The following is a 19,794-nucleotide window of genomic DNA, read 5'->3' on the forward strand; positions in this document are numbered from 1 at the left end:
GCCTGAACGGTCGCATCGCCCCGGACTTGCGCCGCAAGCGCAACTGATCCATGGACGCGCGGCGCACGTACGGGCTTTAAGACCAAGACCAACTATAGCCGTTACCGGCATATAACGGACATCGGGGATCAGGGTGACAGGAATACCAGCCGATTCCGGAACGGATATTGCTGGCGCGGCCAGAAGTTCGCGCTTCTGGCTGACCCCGCATGCGCTGCGCCTGCGGCTCTATGCCACGTTGCTCGCCCTCGACATTACCGCAATCGCGTTCGGTTTCCTGCTGCCGAGCCATTTGCTGAAGTCCGACTTCAAGCTGTTCGAGCTGCTGACGGTGACCGCGATCGTCTATACCGGCATCGCGTTCAATTCCGGCGCCTTCTCGCTACGGTCGACGCAGGATGTGTCGGTGGACACCGCGCCTGCCGTCCGGGCGCTGCTGTTCACCTATGGCGTGCTGTTCCTGCTGTCCTATTTCCTGAAGCTGGAGCGCGATCTGTCGCGCCTGCTGATCGGCATCGCGATGGTCGTCGGCACGCTGACGCTGGTCGTGTTCCGGCAGATCGTCGCCATCTATGTCGAATCGAAGCTGCGCGACCGGTTGCTGGTGCAGATGCTGATCCTCGACGGTGCCGACATGGCGCCGCCGCCGGGGTTCCGCGTGGTTCGCGCCAGCGATCTCGGCCTCGTCCCCGACCTGCGCGATCCGGCGATGCTCAACGCCTTCGGCTCGCTGATCCGCGAATGCGAACGCGTGGTGGTCGCCTGTTCCGAAGCGCGCTGCCAGGACTGGGCGATGTTGCTGAAGGGGGCAAATGTTCGCGGAGACGTGGTCGTCGACACCATCGCCCATTTCGGCGCGCTCGGTGTGTCGCAGATCGGCGACCGCCCGACGCTGACCGTATCGGTCGGGCCGCTGTCGCTGCGCGATGCCTTTGCAAAGCGGGCGTTTGACCTTGCAGTGTGCGTGCCGGCGCTGATCGCGCTGGCCCCGGCATTGTTGCTGACGGCGTTGCTGATCAAGCTCGACAGTCCGGGGCCGGTGCTGTTCCGCCAGCGGCGTGTCGGGCGGGGCAACGAGTTCTTCGACATCCTCAAGTTCCGCAGCATGCGCGTCGAGAAATGCGATGCCGACGGCAATGTCTCGACCAGCCGCGACGACGACCGCATCACCCGCGTCGGCTATTTCATCCGCCGCACCAGCATCGACGAATTGCCGCAGTTGCTGAACGTGTTCTTCGGCCAGATGAGCATCGTCGGGCCGCGCCCGCACGCGCTGGGATCGCTGGCGGGCAATCACCTGTTCTGGGACGTCGACACGCGATACTGGCACCGGCACGCGCTCAAGCCGGGTATTACCGGTCTGGCGCAGGTGCGCGGCTATCGCGGCGCGACCAACCATGTCGAGGACCTGACCCGCCGGTTGCAGGCCGATCTGGAATATGCCGCCAACTGGTCGTTCTGGCGCGACGTCACCATCCTGGCGATGACGGTAAAGGTCGTCGTTCACAAAAATACCTATTGAACCAATTCGACAGAAATTCGTTCGTCGGCGATCGACGAAGGAATTGATTTGGATCTAGTTTCACGCGCGAAACCGGTGCTGCGGCTGCTATTGCGGCTGCGGCCGCTGGCAACGCTGATCGCCAATCTCCGGGCGCCGTTTCGCGTCATCCTGTATCGCCGGGCGCGCCTGTCGATCGCCGGGCCGCTCAGCGGCAAGGGGCGGCTTGCGATCGGCAAATGCTGGCCGGGGCAGGTATCGCGCGGGACCGAGGTCGCGGTGCGGCCGGGCGGCGCGATGTGTGTCGACGGTATCTTCGCTCTGCATCGCGGCGTCGAAATCCGCGTGAGCAAGGGCGGGCGGCTGACGCTGGGCAGCGGCTATCTGGCCGACGATGTCCGCATCGACTGTCACCAGGCGGTGACGATCGGCCACCGCGTCGCGATCGCCGCGCGGACGGTCATCATGGACACCGATCATCACGACCTGACCGGCGCGCGGGCGCGGACTGCGCCGGTGGTGATCGGCGACGATGTATGGATCGGCATGGGGGCGATGATCCTGAAGGGCGTGACGATCGGATCGGGCGCGGTGATCGCGGCCGGATCGATCGTGGTGCGCGACGTCGCCCCCGGCATGCTGGTCGCCGGCAGTCCTGCACGCGATATTCGCGCGGTAACCTGGTCGATCTGATGATTGCGATATTTGGTGAACAATAAAGGCGCAATCATTTACCGTGCGTTTACCAACTATCCTTTAGTAACCATCATTCCCACGGCTGCAGAAAAGCTTTGGTAAGACCTGATCCGCTATCTGGTGTGGAGCCAGATGGAGGATGCCATGAGTCTTCAGGCACGCATAATTGAAGAAGAGCTTGTCGGTCGTCGCGAAGATGATCGTGTTTCGGTCGGTCGCGCGTGCGTGTTGCGCGTGTCGGGACGGCCGCCGGTGCATAGCGCGCTGCTCGACCTGACTCGGCATGGTTGCCGGATCCGCACCGGGCACCCACTTGCCGTCGGCGAGTCGGTGCTGCTTGGCCTTGCCGGGGTCGGTACGGTCGAGGCGACGGTGGTGTGGGGCGAGGGCACCCAATATGGCTGCGAATTCATCACCACGCTGCGATCGGGCGCCGTGTCGGATGCGACGCGCGGCAACGTCGTCAGCTTCGACGTCATGCCCGCCGTGCAGCCGTTCAAATGGTCCCCGCGTCTGCGATTGCTGACGATGGCCGTCTATGCGGTGACGCCGTGGCTTGCGATCCTAGCGGCGGTCCACCTGTTCCGCGCACACTGACCGGTCAGCCGGCGGCCGCCTGTCGTCGCGCCATGCGCTCGCGCGGCGTCAGGCGATGGGCTTCGGCCTGCCGGCGCGCCGAATCTTCGCGCGCCGGCATATAGGTCGCCCGGCAATAGCCGAGCAGCAGCCATAGCAAGGGTGCCGACTTCATCGAGAAGGTGCCGGTGCCGCCGACCAACAGCCAGACATAGACGTACAGCGCGGCGGCCCATGCCGCCCGGCGCGGCGTGTCCGAATTCTGCGGCACGACGATGATGAAATAGGCCCAATAGACGAACGCGCCGGCCAGTCCCATCGATGCGATCACGAAGCCATAGCCGGTATCGCCGGTGCGCGAGATGAGCGCGGGGACGCCGAACAGATAGTCGCCGGCATCATATTCGGTCAGATAGCGATAGGTCGTGCCGAGCCGCCCGACCGGATCGTCGCCCGTCCGCCACGGGATGAAGGCGAACAGCAGGAAGGTCGCGCCCAGCGACACGACCGGGACCAGCCCCTGCCAATAGCGCGGCAGGCGCGGGAACAGGAAATAGCCGATCAGGAAGAGCGGCGCGAGCAGCGACGACATGCGCGCATTGTTGGTGACGACGATCAGGAACACGGTGGCCAGCGCCAGTATGCGCTCGGCGATGCTCAGCCGCTGCCACAGGGTACACAGATACACCATGATGACGATCGAGAAGCAGTTGATGCTGACCTGTTCGAGGAAGATCGACGAGGTGCGCGGCCCGTCATACAGGCCGAAGGTGAAGCGCCCGCTGTACGAAATCGTCCCGATCGCCAGCGAGTTTTCGTCCATGAAGTCCTTGGCGACGAAGCCCCGCGTCTTGATCAGATAGTTGGCCGGCTGGAAGATCGAGGCATAGGTGTCGACGCTGCTGATCTCGAGCAACAACACGCCAAGCGCGATGACGCAGCTGACCGCGAAGGCGATGCGCACCATCCGTTCGTCGCAGCGTATGCCGAGGATGGTGAAGGCGGCGATGATGAGTGCGTTGCGCACCCCTTCGATCATCGGCCGTTCGAACACCAGCGATCCGATCACCGCAACCGCCACGATGCCGGCGACGAGCAGCAACGGCGCCACATCCTCGCGGCGGATGCCGTCGCGAAGGAAGGACATGCCCATCGCACCGAGGATGATCGTGAGTTCGGCGGCGATGACGATCACGTTGTTCATCGGCGCGCCGGCGGCGGCAGCGGCGGCGAAGATGCCGTTATAGGAGATTGCGATCGGCGGCAGCAGCGTCATCGCCCAGCGCAGCGCCACCGAGTCGCGGCTGGTGCCGGCCTGAAGTGCGACGCGGTTCATCACGCTCTACGGCCAAACGTCACGGCGATCATTCCCTTCCAGCGAAGCCCCGCCAATAGCAGAGCCTTGGCGGCTTTGCGAAGGGGGAGAGGCACGATCCGTCCGTTCGACGCACCGTGCCTCTCGCGTTTTGTTATACGTCGACGCTGCCGAGCCCGACGCTCGATCCGACCGCGCTGTAGATATAGAAGCGCATGCCGTTCTGTTCGATCATCCCGTCTAGCTCGAGCGCGCGCGTACCGGTGATGGTGACGGTACCGCCCGCACCCGACAGGTCGAGGACGCCGTCGTTGAACCGGATGATGCCGTCGTCATTGCCATCGAACAGTGCCGTGGTGGTGACGATCAGGTCGCGCGCGGTGAAGGTCAGCGAATCATTGCCGAGGCCCGCGACGGGATTGGCGGTATCGAAGAAGAAGATGTCGCTGATCTTGCTGTTGCTCGACGATTTGAGCACGTCGTTGCTGAAGCCGCTTTCGGCGACCTGCTGGTTGCGGCCGGCGACCGGGCGGACGCGAGCGTCGCCATAATAGAAGACCCCGTCGATATTGCCGAGCAGCCGCAGCCCGCCGGCACCGTTCGCGCCGGCCAGCACGACCGCATCGCCATCGCTGGTGTCGAGCGCCACCGTGCTGCCACGCCAGGTGATGATGCCGTCGTTATTATTGTCGCGGATCGCCCGGTCGACCGCCAGCACGTCGCCGCGCTGCCAATCGGTGACGGTATCGACACCCGAAACGCCGGAGGTCCGCAGTTCGAAGATGTCGCGCCCCGCACCGCCGGTCAGCTTGTTGGCGACCTGGTTGCCGATCAACCGGTCGTTGCCGCCGCCACCGACCGCATTCTCGATCGTGACGCCGTACGCGATCGAGATATTGTCCTTATACAGCCCGTTGGTCAGCCCCAGTTCCTCGCGCAGTGCGGTATAGGCGTCGAACGTCGCCTGGCTGCGTGGGGCAAGCCCCTGCGCCGCGCGGTTGGCGTTGACCTGTTCGAGCGTCAGGAACGCCTCGATCCCGCCGCCCGACGAGAAGGCGCCGGCATTGAGGTCGATCACCGACGGGGTGTTCCAGCCCGAGAAATCAAGCGTGTCGTTGCCGCCGGCGTCATAGATGGCGACGATCGGCGCGGCATTCTTGGTAAAGTCCAGTTCGGCGCGGTTGGCGGTCGAATTGAAGCCGTAGACGGTGTCGCCGGTGCGGGTCGTCTTGTCGGCGCCATAAAGTTTCTGGATCGCGACGATGTCATGCACCATCGGCGTCGATGCATAGCCGAAGCGCAGATTGGCCCAGTCGATATGCTGCGCGCCGGTTTCGTACGCGTCGAAATAGCTCATGATCGAATATTGCGCCGAATCCTGCGCATAGGCGGCGTCGTTGGCATAGGTGATCGGATCGGGAACGCCGTCGCCGTCATCGTCGTCCAGCGCGTCGTAATCGCCCGGATGGCTGAGACCCAGCGAGTGGCCCAGTTCGTGGACGATCGTCGTCTTGGCGTAGAAGCTGTCGCGCACCGGGAAGAAGTTGGAACTGACGAAGCCGTCGATCCACACGTCGCCGCTCAGCCGGCCGTAATCCTCGAGATCGTAGAATTTGGCGAAAGCCGAATCGTCATAGATGTTACCGAACGGCAGATAGGCATAGGCCTGTGCCCCGCCGGTGTTGGTGTTGCCGAAGGTGATGTCGGCATTGTACGACTTGGTTTCCTTGAACGTGATGGCGATCAGGTCGTCCCACAATGCGATCCCGGCGCGGGCCATCATCCGCTGGTCGGCGTTGAATGCCGAAAAGGCGTCTGCATAAAAAGCTTCGTCGAGGGCGATGGTGCCGGTCGCGTTGACGTAATAGCTGTTGGCCAGCTCGGCATAGCTGTCCCAGAAGCCGAAGTTCAGGACGCCGTCGTTCAGTTCGCCATAGTTGTTGATATTCCAGCTATAACCCGAACGCGTCAGGATATTGCCGGCTTGGGTCGCCGTAGCGATCGGCTTGTTCGCATAGGTTTGCCCGGCGAACGGATCGAGCGAGAGCGATTCGACGATGTCGTCGGCGCCGCCCAGCGGCCAATCGCGTTCCACCGGCGTGCCGGGTACCAAAGTGCCAAGTTCCATAATCAATTCTCCCCTGTAAGTCGGTTATTCGGTCGTGCGCCGCGCCATGGCAGCGCCCGGTCCAGCGCGCGTTCGGCAAGGGTCTCGAAATCCTCCCCCTTGCCGGCGATTGTCGCCGGACCGATCCATTCCCCCTGCGCATCGTCCATCACGATCGATGGTCGTGCGGATAGTGCGATCGCCGGTCGGCCATCGACCGGCGTCAGATCGGCGATGATCTGGACCCGTGCCCGATCGGCGGCGTCGAAGCCGTCGACCGGCACCGGCGCGCCCTTCTGCGCGATCGCGATCAGCGTCGCGCATTGATCGGGCGTCGCGGCGATGCAGGTCAGCCCGACCGAGCGAACTCCGCGCCACAAGGGCGCGGCGATCGTGCGTTGCGACATAGCGACAGCGAAGCTGGTCAGGGCAGGCGGCACGGCATTGGGCAGATCGGGCAACGCTATGCTCCCTGAACAACTGTACCGATGATGCGCGCGTCTAGGAAAAGCGCCAGAAAATATTACCGAATTTTAACTAACCTGCCGCAACCGTGGCGAAAATGGCACAGACTGTCCCGAAGCGGGAATGAAGGCACATTATTCATGTCGCACTGCCGCAAACCAACTTGCATCGATGCGTGTTTGTCGTAGATGCGAACGAAGGGGAGCGGGGGGATTTGACGTCCGAAAGGATTAGCTGGCGGAACTGCGTAGCACGCTGCTGAAGCCGGGGGCGGGGGCGGAACCGCCCGCCATCGATCAAAATCTGCGCGACATCGTGGCAGGCTTCTCGCGAAGCTTGGTCTGGCCATGCGTCCAGTCGCGGACTTGCGCTCCGATTCTAAAGTAACGGTATAATATTAATCCGCTCTTGCATGCGCCCGATCCTCCGATCGTCGCTTGCCAGGGGCGCTTCGCCGTGCGCGCTCCGCAAATACTTCATCTATGGTAGAAAAAAATCGGCAACGCGTTTGTTCCACTACGGTCAACGGGTTTTGACGGTTAACGCCTGTCCTATAGCTGGAAAAGCTGGACGTCTGTTCATGGCCGCTAGTTGGGAAATCCTTGACGGACCAAGAAATCATCCGTAAACGCCGCTTTAAGCATAGTGCGCCTGGAACGGCGGGCGTGCTGACGGAACGTTTTCAATATTCTAGGAAGGAATGACCATGGCCGAGCAAGGTTTTCGCGATAACAGCAACCTGATCACCACCGCTTCGCGCGTTGACATCGCCCTGAACAACACCTCGGACGTCTATGACGCCAGCACCGCGTCGACCGCGTTCGTGTTCAACGAAGGCAATGCCGGCGACGACACGCTGACCGGCTTCAGCAGCAACGACTCGATCCTGAACTACAAGAAGATCTACGACGGTAACGGCGACGGCTTCATCCAGTTCGGCGCGAACGGCGAACTCGACATCGACCGCACCAGCCGCAAGAAGGCCGGCAACGACCAGATCCAGGTCACCGGCGAAAACGGTCCGGTCACCGAACTGCGCTATCTGGGCAGCAAGGGTGCTTCGACCGACCTGCACGTCTATGCCAACTCGGCGACGCTGAAGAATCTGTGGATTTCCGAGTTCGGCGGCCGTGCCAACGTCATGGAAGGCACCGTCGGCAACGACACGATCGATTTCGCCGGTGGTAACAAGACCCTGCTGATCGACAACGCGCTCGGTCTGAACCTGGGCAGCGACACGCTGAAGAACTTCGAAGCCGGCGACAAGATCGTCACCACCTCGAAGCTGTTCGACAACACCCAGAACGACGTCGTCGGTCTCGGCAAGAACCTCGTCCTCGACGTGTCGGGTGCGGCCGGTCCGCTGTCGACCGATCCGAAGGTCGGCCCGGGCGGTCAGCTCGATTTCGTGACCCCGGATCTGCAGAAGATCAAGTACACCGGGTCGGAAGTCATCAACGGCGTGACCTACTACATCTACGAAGCGCCCGACGCTTCGACCCCGCCGCTCTAAGCAACGGCAAACGGTCGCGTTCACCGCGATCGGAACGGGAGGCGCTGGCGAAAGCCGGCGCCTCTTTTTTTGTGTCTCGTTCCAAGCGATCGGGCGTTGGCCGACCTTTGCGGCGGCGGCGGCTGGCCGGTTTGCCGGTCGATCATTCCGACGTCGTCAAACGCCGTCGGTTCGATGCCCAGGCATATCAGACCGTAGCTGGCAACGCCTGGGCTGGACGCAGCGAGCATCTGTCGGAGCGGCAGCACCGACGCGAATGGCGTAGCGACCAAACTACCGTCGCGGTGAATGACGGCGGGTAGCGCCGTCCGTGTCGGAAAGGGGGGGAACTCGTCGAAGACCCGTATCGACATACCTGCCTGAGACGGTCCGTCGATCCGGCATTTCGACAATCTCAATGCCTGTCCTGCGCGATTGCCGCAGCCGGGCAGGCCAAAGGACCATTCAGGACGAACGGGGCAGGCTCCATGTCGTCATGCTCGGGACACGAAAAAAAGGGGGCGGAACCGGCAATCTGGTCCCACCCCCTCGATCGTCGACGAAGGCCGGTTACAGCAGCGCGAGCGCGCCCTCCGGATCGGTCGCCGAGCCGATCATGCTGTAGATGTAATAGGCGACGCCGTTCTTCATCAGCATGCCGTCATATTCGATCTTCCGCACGCTCGATCCGTCAATCGCCTCGATCGCGATCGAACCGCCACCCGACAGGTCGAAGACCTTGTTGGAGCCGGCGCCGATCAGACCGTTCTTGTTATTGTCGCGGAGGCGGACGGTGGTGACCAGGAAATCCTCGGCCGAGAAATCCTTGATCCGGTCCTTTCCGCCCGCACCCGTCGCGTCGTAGAAGAAGACGTCGCTGCCCGCGCCACCCCACAGGGTGTCGCTGCCCGCGCCGCCGATCAACAGGTCGTTGCCGTCGCCGCCGAACAACTGGTCGTTGCCGGCCAGCCCCTCGATCCGGTCGTTGCCGCCGAGACCTTCGATCCGGTCGATGGCGGTGGTGCCGCGCAGCCGTTCGCCGAAATCGCGGAAGTTGAATTGTGCGAGCGCGGGATCATGGTCCGACAGCGCCGGATTGGTGCCGCCCTGCGTGTTATAGCCGGTGTTGATGTGGACGACGTCATAGCTGGCGACCGCGCCCAGTTGCTGATCGACGATGACATGGTCGATCGCCTGCGACCGTCCGTCGAACATATAGGTATAGCGTTCGGCCTCGGACAGTTTCGTCACGGTCAGATTGTCGAACCGCGCACCGCCGTCGCGGGCATCGCCGTTCGCGTCGACATAGCCGGTGGCCGCTTCCATCGCCCGGTTGAAATAGAATTCGTTCCAGTCACCACCCGCGACGATGCGGTTGTCGGACGATGCCGACTGGATCGTGTCGAGCATGTGCCACACGTCTTCGGCGATCGCGTTGCGCTTCGCCCAGCCGTTATTGAGCGGCTGGCCGTTGTCGATATTCTGGTCGAGCTGCCAGAAGCTGCCCGACCCCCCCTTCGACGGCAGATGGTTGGCGGCGACATAGACGCTGTTGCCGGCAAAGCTGAACTCGCCGAGCAGCGACTTGCGGGTATTGTTCCAATCGGCGGCGTTGATCTGGCCGGCGATCTCGCTGTCGTCATGGCCAATTCGGTCGCCGGCGTCGCGCACGCCGTCGCCGATCCGGTCGGTAAAGGCGCGGCGCTGTTCGATCGTGGCATCGGCGGCGAGGTCGCCGAGCTGCACGCGGTTGGTGTTGTAGAGGAAGCCGACGCGGATGTTGCCACTCTGCTGCCCGCCCTCGGCATTGTAGACCGGCAGTTCATCGACCCACTGGTAACGCTGCCCGGTGGCGGCGTTGACCGCATCGACCAGCTTCTGCCACGTCAGCGACGCATCGGTGCCGGTCGACGACGCGCCGTCGCCTGCCGCTGCGCCGTTATTGTCCTGAATCTCCTCGATCGTCAGGATATCGGGCGCCTTCAGATTGACGGCGATGGCATCGGCGATCGCGGTGAAGCGGGCCGCCGGATCGGTCGCCGCCAAATTCTCGACGTTGAACGTGCCGATGGTCAGCGCACGCGAATTGGCGACGATGGTCGTCACCTCGCGCACCGGGGTCGTGTCCTCCTCAATCGTCACCGGATCGGTCACGACCAGCTTCAGGTCGGTGAAATCGAATTCGACGATGCCGGTCACGTCGCCCAGCTTGTCGCCGGCTGAAGCCGAATCGATCAGTCCTGCCGGGGCCGCGGTCGCGAAATCGGTGAAGTCGAGTTCGAGAATGTCGGGATTGGTGTCGCCGTCATGGATATAGCGACCGCCCGAGTGGACATCGTCACGCGTGTCGCTGGTGTCGGGCGGCGACAGGCTGGGGTCGCCAGCGATGGTATAGCCGCCACGGCTGTTGATCTGGTCGGCATCGGCGTGAACCGTCGAATAGGCTTTCACGTACGGCTTGCCGCCCGACACGCCGACGAAACCGTCGGCGACGACCATGTCGGGCACGATGACCCGCATCCCTTCGATCGTCTCGAAGAAGTCGAGCGCGTCATTGGCCGGGTCGAAGCCCGCGCCACCGACGGAATCGAAATAATTGGGCACTTCGTCGGTCAGGATCGCGCTGGGAATGGCACGACCGGGCGTGCCGTCGAGGATCAGCGTCGGCAGGTCCTGGTTGCTCGCATCGATGGTGATGCCGCTGACGCCGGTCAGCACGGTGCGCGGTATGTTGGTGAACGCCTGATATTCCATCACCTGCGCGGTGACGGTCACCAGGTCGCCGACGCGCAGGTTCGGGGCGAGCGCCGCCAGCGTCGTGCCGGCGTTGCGATCGTCGCGGGTCATCACGAAGATTCCTTCGGAGGTCAGCGCGCTCGAATCCCAGTCGGCGGTTTCCTCGGTCAGGTAGAAGCCCTGGCGTGCGCCGCTGCCGTCGAGTGCGGTGACCACCGCCTGCACGGTCACGGTGGTGGTCGAGCGGATATTGAAACCGCTGACGTTATCGGCCGCCAGTACCGGGCTGAAGAAGGCGGCGCCCTGCACGTCGTGGATGCGGTACAGGTCGTCGTTGACGATGGTCGCCTCGCCCAGCGAATCGGTCAGCGTCGCGCCGTTGGTGGCGTCGGACAGCGCGACGTAGAATTTCTCGTTGCCCTCGCGGACGGTATCGCCGTTGACCGCGATCGAGACCGTCGCCGTTTCCTGGCCGGCGGCGAATTCCACCCGGCCGCTGGCGCCGACGAAATCGCTGCCGGCGGTGGCGGTGTTGCTCATCGTTTCATAGGCGACCGAGAAGGCATCGCTGCCGCCGGTACGGGTGATGGTGAAGGTCGCCAGCGTCTGGCCCGAATCGCCTTCGACCACCGAAACGTCGCCGATCGACACCGATGGCGGGGTGCCGTCGTCGTTCAGGATCGTACCCGTGGCTTCCGCCGCCGCGATGGTCGCGCCGCCGGTGGCGTTGGTCAGCGTCAGCGCGATCGTCTCGTCCGCTTCGCGCACGGTATCGCCGGCCACGGTGATCGTCACCGTCTTGGCGGTCTCGCCCGCGGCAAAGGTCAGCGTGCCGCTGGGCAGCGTGCCGACGATGTCGTCGGCATCGGCGGTGCCGAAGGTCGCGGCGAAATCGACGGTCGCGTCGCCGGTGCTACCGCCGTCGCGGGTGATGGTGAAGGTCAGGTCGGTGGTGCCGGCATCGCCTTCGTCGATCGTCACGTCACCGACGCTGAACGCACCGGCATTGTCGCCGCCGCCACCGACGGTGAAGCCCTTCGCATAGGCGACGCCGGCCGCATCGTCGTTGGTCCAGTTCGCCCGGTTGGCGATCGCGTCGAGGATCTCGGCGCGGGTGCCGGTTGTCGGGCCGGTATAGGCGCCGTTATCCTCGCCAAAGGCCAGCGCATCCTTGCCCGCGGTCAGGCCGGTCGGCACCGCACTGGTGTTCGAATTGGTCGCGTCGCCTGCGAACGCGGTCTTGCCGTCGGCGAAGTTGAGCGCGAACAGGAAGGTCGGGTTGGCGGCGGTGCCGCTATAGGCGAGGATCTGGTCGCCGCTGGTCGACGGATTGAACTGTCCGGTCAGGCCGCTGACCTCGAACACCGTCCCGATCTTGGCGTCGGCGGGGATGGTGTAGGCGACGGTGCCTTCATTGGCGCGGAACCCGCCCGCCGCCAGCCAGCCATTATCGGTGAAATAGATGGTCTGCCCGGCCAGATCGGCCAGCAATACGAACGCGAACGACTTTACCCCGGTATCGGCACCATAGCCGATCAACGCGATATCCCCAGCAACTGCCACGCTATTTCCCCTTATCCGGTTTGATCGCCGGCTAGGGTGGTTACATGACAGCTATATTAATTTCCCGTAACCATATCGGATGATCGCCCATCGGTCGGTGCCGTACCATGATGCCGGCCGGTCCGATCGGTGTCCGGTGCGACAGCCCGAAACGCAGACGACCGGATACGCCTTCGCGCAGCCGGTCGACTTTCGTCCATCCTCATAACGCCGGGCCGATCCCGGTCGCCGCGGTTACGCGCTGAAACAGTCGTGCATGAATGGCGGAATCGTCTGCATCCACAGCTTCGCTGCGGGCGTCGCCGCCTCGCCATGTGCCGGAGCGACCGCGCCGAGCGCAAGGACCGCTTCGGCGATGGCGCGAACTTCGCTGGGCGCGAGGATTTCGCTGACCGGGTCGCCGCCCATCAGTTCGACTTCGGCAATGATGGCGCAAAGATTATCGAGATGCATGGCTTACCTCCCACCGATTCCCCATCGATAGCCTGTAAAGATGAAGAAAGGATGTGCCAAACGGGGCCGGGGCGTTTCGAAAAATTTTTGCGGCCGCAGCATCGCTCAGAAGACGAAACGCCGGCCCCGTCGGGACCGGCGTTCGTTTTCAAGTGAAGGATGGATCAGAAGCTCAGATCGCTCGCATCGGTGCCGACCGAGCCTACCAGCGAGTAGACATAGTAGGTCAGTCCGCCGCGGACGACCGATCCGTCGAATTCGAGCGAGTCGATCGCCGCACCCTTGGTATCGCTGACCAGCAGCGAGCCGGTATCGCCTGGCAGCGCGAACTTGCCGTCGCTGGTGGTGATGATGCCGTCGTTATTGTCGTCGGCCAGCTTGGTGGTGGTCACGACCAGGTCGTGCTTGCCGAAATTGCCGATCGTGTCGTTGCCGAGGTCGAGGCCGTGGGCAGTGTCGAAGAAGAACACGTTCTTCGACTTGTTGCGGGCGTCGCCCATGAACGCGTCGTCGGTGGTGAGGCTTTCCTTCGCGCTCTTCGGCCGGGCGCTGGCATCGGCATAGACCGCATGGCCCGCATCGTCGGTGCCGAGGAAGCGCAGCTTCGACACACCTTCGATCACGACCGTGTCGCCGCCCTTGCCGCCGTCGATCGACACCTTGTTCTTCGACAGGGCGATGATGCCGTCATTGTTGCCGTCATACAGCTTGGCATCGGTGACGAAGAGGTCGGTCTTGTCGAAGCCGACGATGCGGTCCTGCCCGGTACGCGCTGCGTTCGAGAAGTAGAAGACGTCCGAACCGGCGGTGCCCTTCAGTATCTCGTTGGCGCTGTCATTGCCGTTGATGACCGATGCGGCCTGCAGCAGGTCGAGGAACGGATCGGCGGTGACCGGCGGCACGACCACCGGGGCAACGACCGGCGGCAGTTCGACGACCGGTTCCTCGACGACCGGGGCGGCCTCGATCGACAGGTCGACGGTGGCGTTGGTCAGATGGACGCCATCCGATGCGGCATAGGTGAAGCTGTCCTCGCCGCTCCAGCCGGCATTCGGCGTGTAGATGAACGAACCGTCGTCCGAGAACTTGATGGTGCCGTGATCCGGACCGTCGACCAGGCTCGCGGTCAGCTTCTTGCCCTCGGGGTCCTTGTCGTTCGACAGGACGTTGCCGGTCACCGCATTGTCCTGGTCGCCGTTGAACGCGTCGTCCACCGCCTCGGGAGCGAGGTTGACGACCGGCGGGGCGACGACCACCGGCGCCTTGCCGGCGTCGATTTCGCTGATCGTCGCCTTCAGATTGTCGGTGACGCCCATGTACAGCGTGATCTTGGTCGATTCACCGGCCTTGAGCGTGCCGAGGCTGAAGGTCAGGTTCAGCGTCTGGTCGACGGTCTTGGCATAGCCCTTTGCCTGCGACGTGTTGGCCGCCGCGAACGGATCGAGATTGACGAAGCCGTAGAAGGAAGCGGTTGCCCGCGCGTCCTGCGAATAGAGGAAGAAGGGCGTGTCCTTCTGCAGCATCGCCGTCACCAGCGCGCCGTCGCCCTGTTCGATCTTGTTGGCGGTGTCGTACTTGCCGGCCTGATCGGGATCGGCGGTCCGCATGTAGCGGACGTCGTTCATCGTGGTCGACGAATTGTTGGTCAGGACGACGTCGATCTTGATGTACTTCGCGTCATCGGCGAGCGTGATGGTCTGCGCGATGCCCAGCTTGTCCTTGGTCGCACCGACCCATTCGGCCTTGCCTTCGGCGGCGTTGCTGGCATCGGTCAACTCGCCCTTGATCTGGCGATAGCCGGTCAGCAGCTGGTTGCTCTGGACGACCTTGTTCGAACCGATCGTGTAGCCGACGTTGAAGCCTTCGATCGAGCGGCCCTGCAGCAAGACGTCGTCGAGGGTCGTTTCCTTGCCCTGGCCGAAGCCGTCGAGGTCGGCGACCATGCCGAGGCGCAGGAAGCCGCTGTCGGCGTCCGTGGCGAAGCCCTTGGGCGCGTTCTTGGTGGTGCCCAGATTGCCGTCGGCGTTGATGCCGATGCTGAGATAGGTGCCCTGCAGATGAAGTTCGCCGTTGGCGATCGCGCTGTTGATGGTCATCGTTTTTCCCCGCCGAAAAGAACTGTGAAATCTCGTCGGAACTCGCGGCCTGCAGTGTTTGTCTGCTTCGCAAATCCTGTGACCATAAACACCGAATCCCTTTTCCGATGTTCTAAAGTACTAGGTTATAAGGATGTTTACCGAAGTTTGTCGGCCGGCTCGGTCGGGGTGACCCGCGGGGAAATCTGCCGGAAGTCGGCAACACGATCTCTTTTTACAGTCTATCCTGCGTCCCGCGTCGGAACGGGAAATGGTAATTCGTCCGTTTACCCTGTCGCCAAAGTATAGCGAACGATGTCGTTCATCGACGACATTGCGCTACTGATCGGCAGCGTAACGAAATTCGTGCGATCGCGGGACGCGCGTCCCCATAAGGGACCGGCCGGCGCGGGCGATGAACGGCCCGCGCCGGGCACGCGATCACAGCAGATAGGATAGCAGTCGATTTCGTGCCGGATTGCCCGAATTCGTCGCGCCGTCATTCGCAATCAGCAGCGAATCGCCAAGAATATGAACGCCTTCGATCGAATCGGCCCCGGTCAGCACGTCGATGCCGATCGGATTCGGCCCGCCATAATCGCCGCTGCGCAGCCGCAGCACCGATCCGTTCGCGCCATTCGTGCCGAAGCTTATCAGCAGGTCGCCGACGGCATGGTCGCCCTGCGCCGATTCGACGACGAAGCCATGGTCGCTGTTCGCCGGCAAATCGATCGCGCCGGTACGCGGCCGGCCCTGCCGATCGTAAAGCACCAGTTCGTTCTGGTCGCGCACGATCCAGAAGCCGTCGCGGCGCGCGTCATAGGCGATGCCATTGTCGCCCGGCTGCACCTGGATCGGCGTGCCCGACAGCGCCCCGGCCGCCGGATCGAAACTGACCAGATAGGTCTTGTCCCCGCCGCTGCCCGCCTGCTTCAGCAGGAACCAGATCCGTCCCGTCGTCCGATCGCAGGTCATGCCCTGCACCGATCCCGCAAAATCGCCCGACAGGCCAAGGCGGGTCAGGTCGAACTCCTCGTCGATGGCCGACAGGTCGGGCGTCATCCGCGTGAACAGCAACGTCGTTCGCCCCGGGCGGCCATTGCCCAGATACCAGCGCCCGGCAAGGTCGCGGGTAACGCCGCTCACCGCCATGCCGCTGCCCATGGCGATCGGCGCCGACCCGTCGGGCAGGGTGGCCGCCTGCGCCAGCGTCAGCGTCCGGCTGGTGACCGCGGGCAGGGGGGCGACGCCGATGTCGCGCATATAGGTTGCGAGCGCGCCCGCCAGCGTCTGATGCTGCGCATCGGACAGCGTGCCGCCGGCGACGAAGGCGCAGAATTGTCCCTCCGCATAAATGTCGTTGGTCAGTCCCATACCGACCGTCGCCGAGGAGGGAGCGGTCGACGACGCCGAATTGCTGGTGCCCGCCACCCGTCCGTTGATGATCTGGCGCAGCCGCGACGAACTGCTGCGGTCGACGGCGGTAAAGCCATAGCCGCTATCGACCGTACCGCCGCCGATCAGCGTCGATCCGTTCAGCCGGCCGGTGCTGGCATTGCCGGTATTGCGCGGGTTGATGAGCAGCGAGCTGCCGGTGATCGTGCCGATCGGTGCGGCCGGGTTGCGCGCGTCCTTTCGCACCCACGCGCCGATCATCGCCGCGTTGCGCTGAAACTGCGTGGCCCAGACCGGCACCAGCGCGGTGTCGATCCAGTCGTCCAGCCCGTCGCACCAATAGCCGCGATCGGCGACGAACACCGGCGCCCCGCCGCCGATCGCCGCGTCGCGCCGCCCGGTCCAGTTGAGCAACGCCACCGTCGGTCCATGCGCGGCAAGCAGCAGCAGCGTATCCAGCCGGCTCCAGATATCGGCATCGATGAGCGTCCCGATCAGCCGGTCGATCTGCGCCGTCCGCTCGAGCGACGGCGCCGGGTCCATCCGCGCGATCAGCTCGCGGGTCGGGCCACGCCAGGATGGCGCCGCCCTGTGCCGGGGGCGCATCCCGGCGATGTCCAAAGCGAAACCCAGCATCAGCCGAGCGCCACGATCGCGGTGGCGGTGGTGCCGGTCGCCCGCACGAACTGCGCCCGCACCGGCAGCACGCTTCCCGCCGGCACCGCGCTCAACACCACATCGGCGGCACTGTCGACGCACCGCAACGTTACGTCACCGCCGCCCCCGATATAGAGCGCCTTGGGCAGACGGGGCAGGGCGATGTTGTCGCTTGGCACTACCGCGACGGCGATGCGCGCCGGACCGACCGGCGAATCGGTGAAGGACTGGAACGGATCGGACATGCACTTTCTCCCGTTGGCGATCCGGCTGGATCGTTCACGATTCGTTCCATAGGAGGCAGGCTGTAGGAAAGTGCTTTGTGGACCGCGGCGTGTGCGCGCGATGCGATTTGAAAGGTACCAATGAACAGTCCGTCGCGCCGGACTGGGCCGAGACCCTTGCGAAAATGCTCCGTCTGTCCCGCAATCCTGCCGTACCCCTGCGAAGACTGGGGTGTAGAACCAAGTAGACAGAGGTTTGCGTGTGTGGCTCCGTATCCCCGCCTTCGCGGGGATACGGTGAAGCGGACTTTCGCAGAAGTCTCGCCTAAATCCGACGCGATGATCCAGGCCGGATCGACAACCAGATCAGCCCAGATTCCCCTCGCCCCTCGAAGAGGGGAGAGGGTTGCGCAGACTTGGTCTTTGCGCAGCAAAGGCTTAGTCGGAGCTGGGTGAGGGGTCGCGCTCGCGCAAGCGAGCGCGCGAGCCTTTGGCTCGCCCAACCCTTCAGTCGAGCCGCACTTGCCGGCATGCTCCGCTAACCCTTCCCCTGCCCAGGAGAGAGGGGAGTAGGGCGACGCCTGATGGTCGATCCTCCCGACGCTTTCCTGCCGCCGACCCGAACGCCCGTTCATGCCCGCGATCGGATCGCGCAACCGTCCGGTCGCGACAGGCACGCGACCGGACCCGAAGGCCCGGCCGCGAACCCGGCCTCAATCCTCCTTGCGCACCGCCGCCGGGTTGCGCCGGGTCGAGGGCGGCGCGGCATCTTCGGGCGGCAGCGCGATCGCGCCCGGATCGGCGAGCATCGGCAGTCCGGTGCCGAGCGGACGGCCGGGCAGCGGCGCGGTCGGCGGCAGCAGGTTCGGCGGGCCGGCGACCGGCACTTCCGGCGGCGCCTTGGGATCGTCGGGCGCGCGCGCCAGCTTGTCGAGAACGCTGACGAAGGGCTGGAAGGGATCGATCTGCATCGCCTTCTGCTTCTTCAGGTTGTGCTCCATGTCATAGGTCGCGGCACCCGGGTTGAGCAGCGCGGTTTCGAGCCGGCCGATATAGGTGAGCAGCGTCGCCTGCGAGCTGTAGCGCTGATACTCGGCATTCGCGACCAGCTGCTGCGCGTTGAGCAGCCGCTGTTCCGAATCGAGCACTTCGAAGTTCGACCGGAACCCTTCCTGGAACCCGCGCCGGACACCCTCGAGCGCACGGGCCGCCGCCTCGACGCTGCGCAGGCCGATGCTTTGCTGTTCGCCCGACGAGATCGTCTGGTTCCATGCCTGTTGCACCTGCGACGTCACGCCGCGCCGGGTCGCCTCGACGGTGAAGGCCTGTGCCTGCTGGTTGGCCAGCGCCGCCCGGACGCGCGAATCGACGACGCCACCGGTCAGCAGCGGCACGGTCAGCGTCGCCGATGCGCTCGCGCCGCGCCGCAGATTGTCGAATCCGATGCCGTTCGGGTCGTTGATCCCGATCGCCGCATCGGCGCTTAGCACCGGATTGCGCTCCGCACGTTCGGCCGCGACCCGCGCCCGCGCGCCGCGTTCGTTCAGGATCGCCTGCCACAGCGCCGGGCTTTCCTGTTCCGCGCCGCGATAGGCAAGGTCGATCGAAGCCGGAATACCCGGCAGGATCGGCGGCGGAGTCAGATTGCCCGGATTGCGCCCGACCGCCGCGGCAAAGCGTGCGCGGCTGCGCTGCAGATTCGCCTCGCCCTGCGCGAGCTGCGCCTGCACGAGGCCGAGCTGCGCCTGCGCCTGGTTGATGTCGGTCTGGGTCAGGTCGCCGGCCCGTTCACGCGCCTGTGCCTGATCGACCTGCCGCTGGTACGAATCGACCGAGCGGCGCTGGATTGCGATCAGCGTCTGGTCGCGCAGCACCGATGCATAGGCGTCGACGACCTCGAACAGGATGAAGCTTTCGACCTCGCGCAGCCGTTCGCGTGCCGACAGGACGTCGGCTTCCGCGGCCGAGACCTGTGCGGCGGTGCGGCCGCCATTGAACAGGATCTGCGAGGCGGTCAGCGACGCGCCGCTGGCGCGGCTCCGGTTGGTGATGAGGTCGTTGAAGAAGATCTGGCGCTGAACCTGTTCCTGATAGCGCACCGTCCCGACCACACTGGTGCGCAGGCGGTAGGGCGAACTCGCCTGGATCACGGTCTCGTCGATCGCCCGCAACTGCGCACGCTGTGCCTCGAGCTGGGGATTGTGGCGATAGGCATCGGCGACCGCCTCGGCCAGCGTCTCGGTCCGCGCAGTCGGGTCGGCGGGCAGCGTCGGCATTTCCAGCGATACCGGGTCCGACCGCACCGGGGCGGGGGCGGGCGGCGTCGGCCGGGTGACCGGCCGCGTCGTCGGGCGCGCGACCTGCGCCATCGCCGGCGTGACGCCGGTCAGCGCGACCGACAGCAGCAGCATTGCTCGCGAACGAAATCCCGCCGGCATAAAATCCCCCTTGTCAGGACCAGCCCCCGGCTTCCCTGTCCGGGCGGGCGGTCGTGTCGATGCCGCGATCCTTATCGCAGCGCCCGACGGATGTAACCATG

At 64.3% G+C, this 19,794-nt stretch carries 13 protein-coding genes; 4 read left to right on the forward strand and 9 right to left on the reverse strand.

Translation table 11 applies throughout. The annotated features are described in order from the left end of the window. Nucleotides 1-133: 133 nt before the first annotated feature. The 3 genes from ACZ1JS_RS00785 (at nucleotide 134) to ACZ1JS_RS00795 (ending at nucleotide 2,794) form a co-directional block, all read left to right on the forward strand. Nucleotides 134-1,522: an exopolysaccharide biosynthesis polyprenyl glycosylphosphotransferase gene (locus tag ACZ1JS_RS00785; RefSeq protein ID WP_465167273.1), complete on the forward strand. Its 1,389-nt coding sequence runs from the start codon at nucleotides 134-136 to the stop codon at nucleotides 1,520-1,522. A 48-nt stretch (nucleotides 1,523-1,570) separates the two neighbouring features. After that, entirely contained in the window at nucleotides 1,571-2,194 is a 624-nt protein-coding gene (locus tag ACZ1JS_RS00790) for an acyltransferase (RefSeq protein WP_465167274.1), read from the forward strand. 147 nt (nucleotides 2,195-2,341) lie between these two features. Further along, nucleotides 2,342-2,794: a PilZ domain-containing protein gene (locus tag ACZ1JS_RS00795; RefSeq protein ID WP_465167275.1), complete on the forward strand. Its 453-nt coding sequence runs from the start codon at nucleotides 2,342-2,344 to the stop codon at nucleotides 2,792-2,794. Between the two features lie 4 nt (nucleotides 2,795-2,798). Here ACZ1JS_RS00795 and ACZ1JS_RS00800 read toward each other — a convergent pair whose 3' ends face one another. The 3 genes from ACZ1JS_RS00800 to ACZ1JS_RS00810 form a co-directional block, all read right to left on the reverse strand. Beyond that, nucleotides 2,799-4,109, reverse strand: a complete 1,311-nt coding sequence (locus tag ACZ1JS_RS00800) for a hypothetical protein (RefSeq protein ID WP_465167276.1) — start codon at nucleotides 4,107-4,109, stop codon at nucleotides 2,799-2,801. A gap of 133 nt (nucleotides 4,110-4,242) precedes the next feature. Next, nucleotides 4,243-6,216, reverse strand: a complete 1,974-nt coding sequence (locus ACZ1JS_RS00805; RefSeq protein ID WP_465167277.1) for a M10 family metallopeptidase C-terminal domain-containing protein — start codon at nucleotides 6,214-6,216, stop codon at nucleotides 4,243-4,245. 2 nt (nucleotides 6,217-6,218) lie between these two features. Beyond that, the gene (locus tag ACZ1JS_RS00810; RefSeq protein WP_465167278.1) at nucleotides 6,219-6,656 is read right to left on the reverse strand and encodes a hypothetical protein; all 438 of its coding nucleotides are present in this window, start codon (nucleotides 6,654-6,656) and stop codon (nucleotides 6,219-6,221) included. Between the two features lie 710 nt (nucleotides 6,657-7,366). Here ACZ1JS_RS00810 and ACZ1JS_RS00815 point away from each other — a divergent pair. Beyond that, nucleotides 7,367-8,173, forward strand: a complete 807-nt coding sequence (locus ACZ1JS_RS00815) for a hypothetical protein (RefSeq protein WP_465167279.1) — start codon at nucleotides 7,367-7,369, stop codon at nucleotides 8,171-8,173. A gap of 549 nt (nucleotides 8,174-8,722) precedes the next feature. Here ACZ1JS_RS00815 and ACZ1JS_RS00820 read toward each other — a convergent pair. From ACZ1JS_RS00820 to ACZ1JS_RS00845, 6 genes are all read right to left on the reverse strand, one after another. Then, the gene (locus tag ACZ1JS_RS00820) at nucleotides 8,723-12,451 is read right to left on the reverse strand and encodes a Calx-beta domain-containing protein (protein ID WP_465167280.1); all 3,729 of its coding nucleotides are present in this window, start codon (nucleotides 12,449-12,451) and stop codon (nucleotides 8,723-8,725) included. 234 nt (nucleotides 12,452-12,685) lie between these two features. Further along, the gene (locus ACZ1JS_RS00825; protein ID WP_345879017.1) at nucleotides 12,686-12,904 is read right to left on the reverse strand and encodes a hypothetical protein; all 219 of its coding nucleotides are present in this window, start codon (nucleotides 12,902-12,904) and stop codon (nucleotides 12,686-12,688) included. 164 nt (nucleotides 12,905-13,068) lie between these two features. Next, on the reverse strand, nucleotides 13,069-15,000 hold the full coding sequence (locus ACZ1JS_RS00830; protein WP_465167281.1) for an Ig-like domain-containing protein: 1,932 nt from the start codon (nucleotides 14,998-15,000) through the stop codon (nucleotides 13,069-13,071). Nucleotides 15,001-15,420: 420 nt separating this feature from the next. Beyond that, on the reverse strand, nucleotides 15,421-17,010 hold the full coding sequence (locus ACZ1JS_RS00835) for a hypothetical protein (protein ID WP_465167282.1): 1,590 nt from the start codon (nucleotides 17,008-17,010) through the stop codon (nucleotides 15,421-15,423). Continuing rightward, nucleotides 17,010-17,276 (reverse strand): spike base protein, RCAP_Rcc01079 family, encoded by a 267-nt coding sequence (locus ACZ1JS_RS00840; protein WP_465167283.1) that lies wholly within the window; start codon nucleotides 17,274-17,276, stop codon nucleotides 17,010-17,012. The genes ACZ1JS_RS00835 and ACZ1JS_RS00840 overlap by 1 nt, the downstream gene beginning before the upstream one ends. 692 nt (nucleotides 17,277-17,968) lie before the next feature. Beyond that, complete coding sequence (locus ACZ1JS_RS00845) at nucleotides 17,969-19,666, reverse strand: TolC family outer membrane protein (protein WP_465167284.1); 1,698 nt, start codon at nucleotides 19,664-19,666, stop codon at nucleotides 17,969-17,971. Nucleotides 19,667-19,794: the final 128 nt, after the last annotated feature.

This window comes from Sphingomonas sp. BL-S-05 (assembly GCF_055521695.1).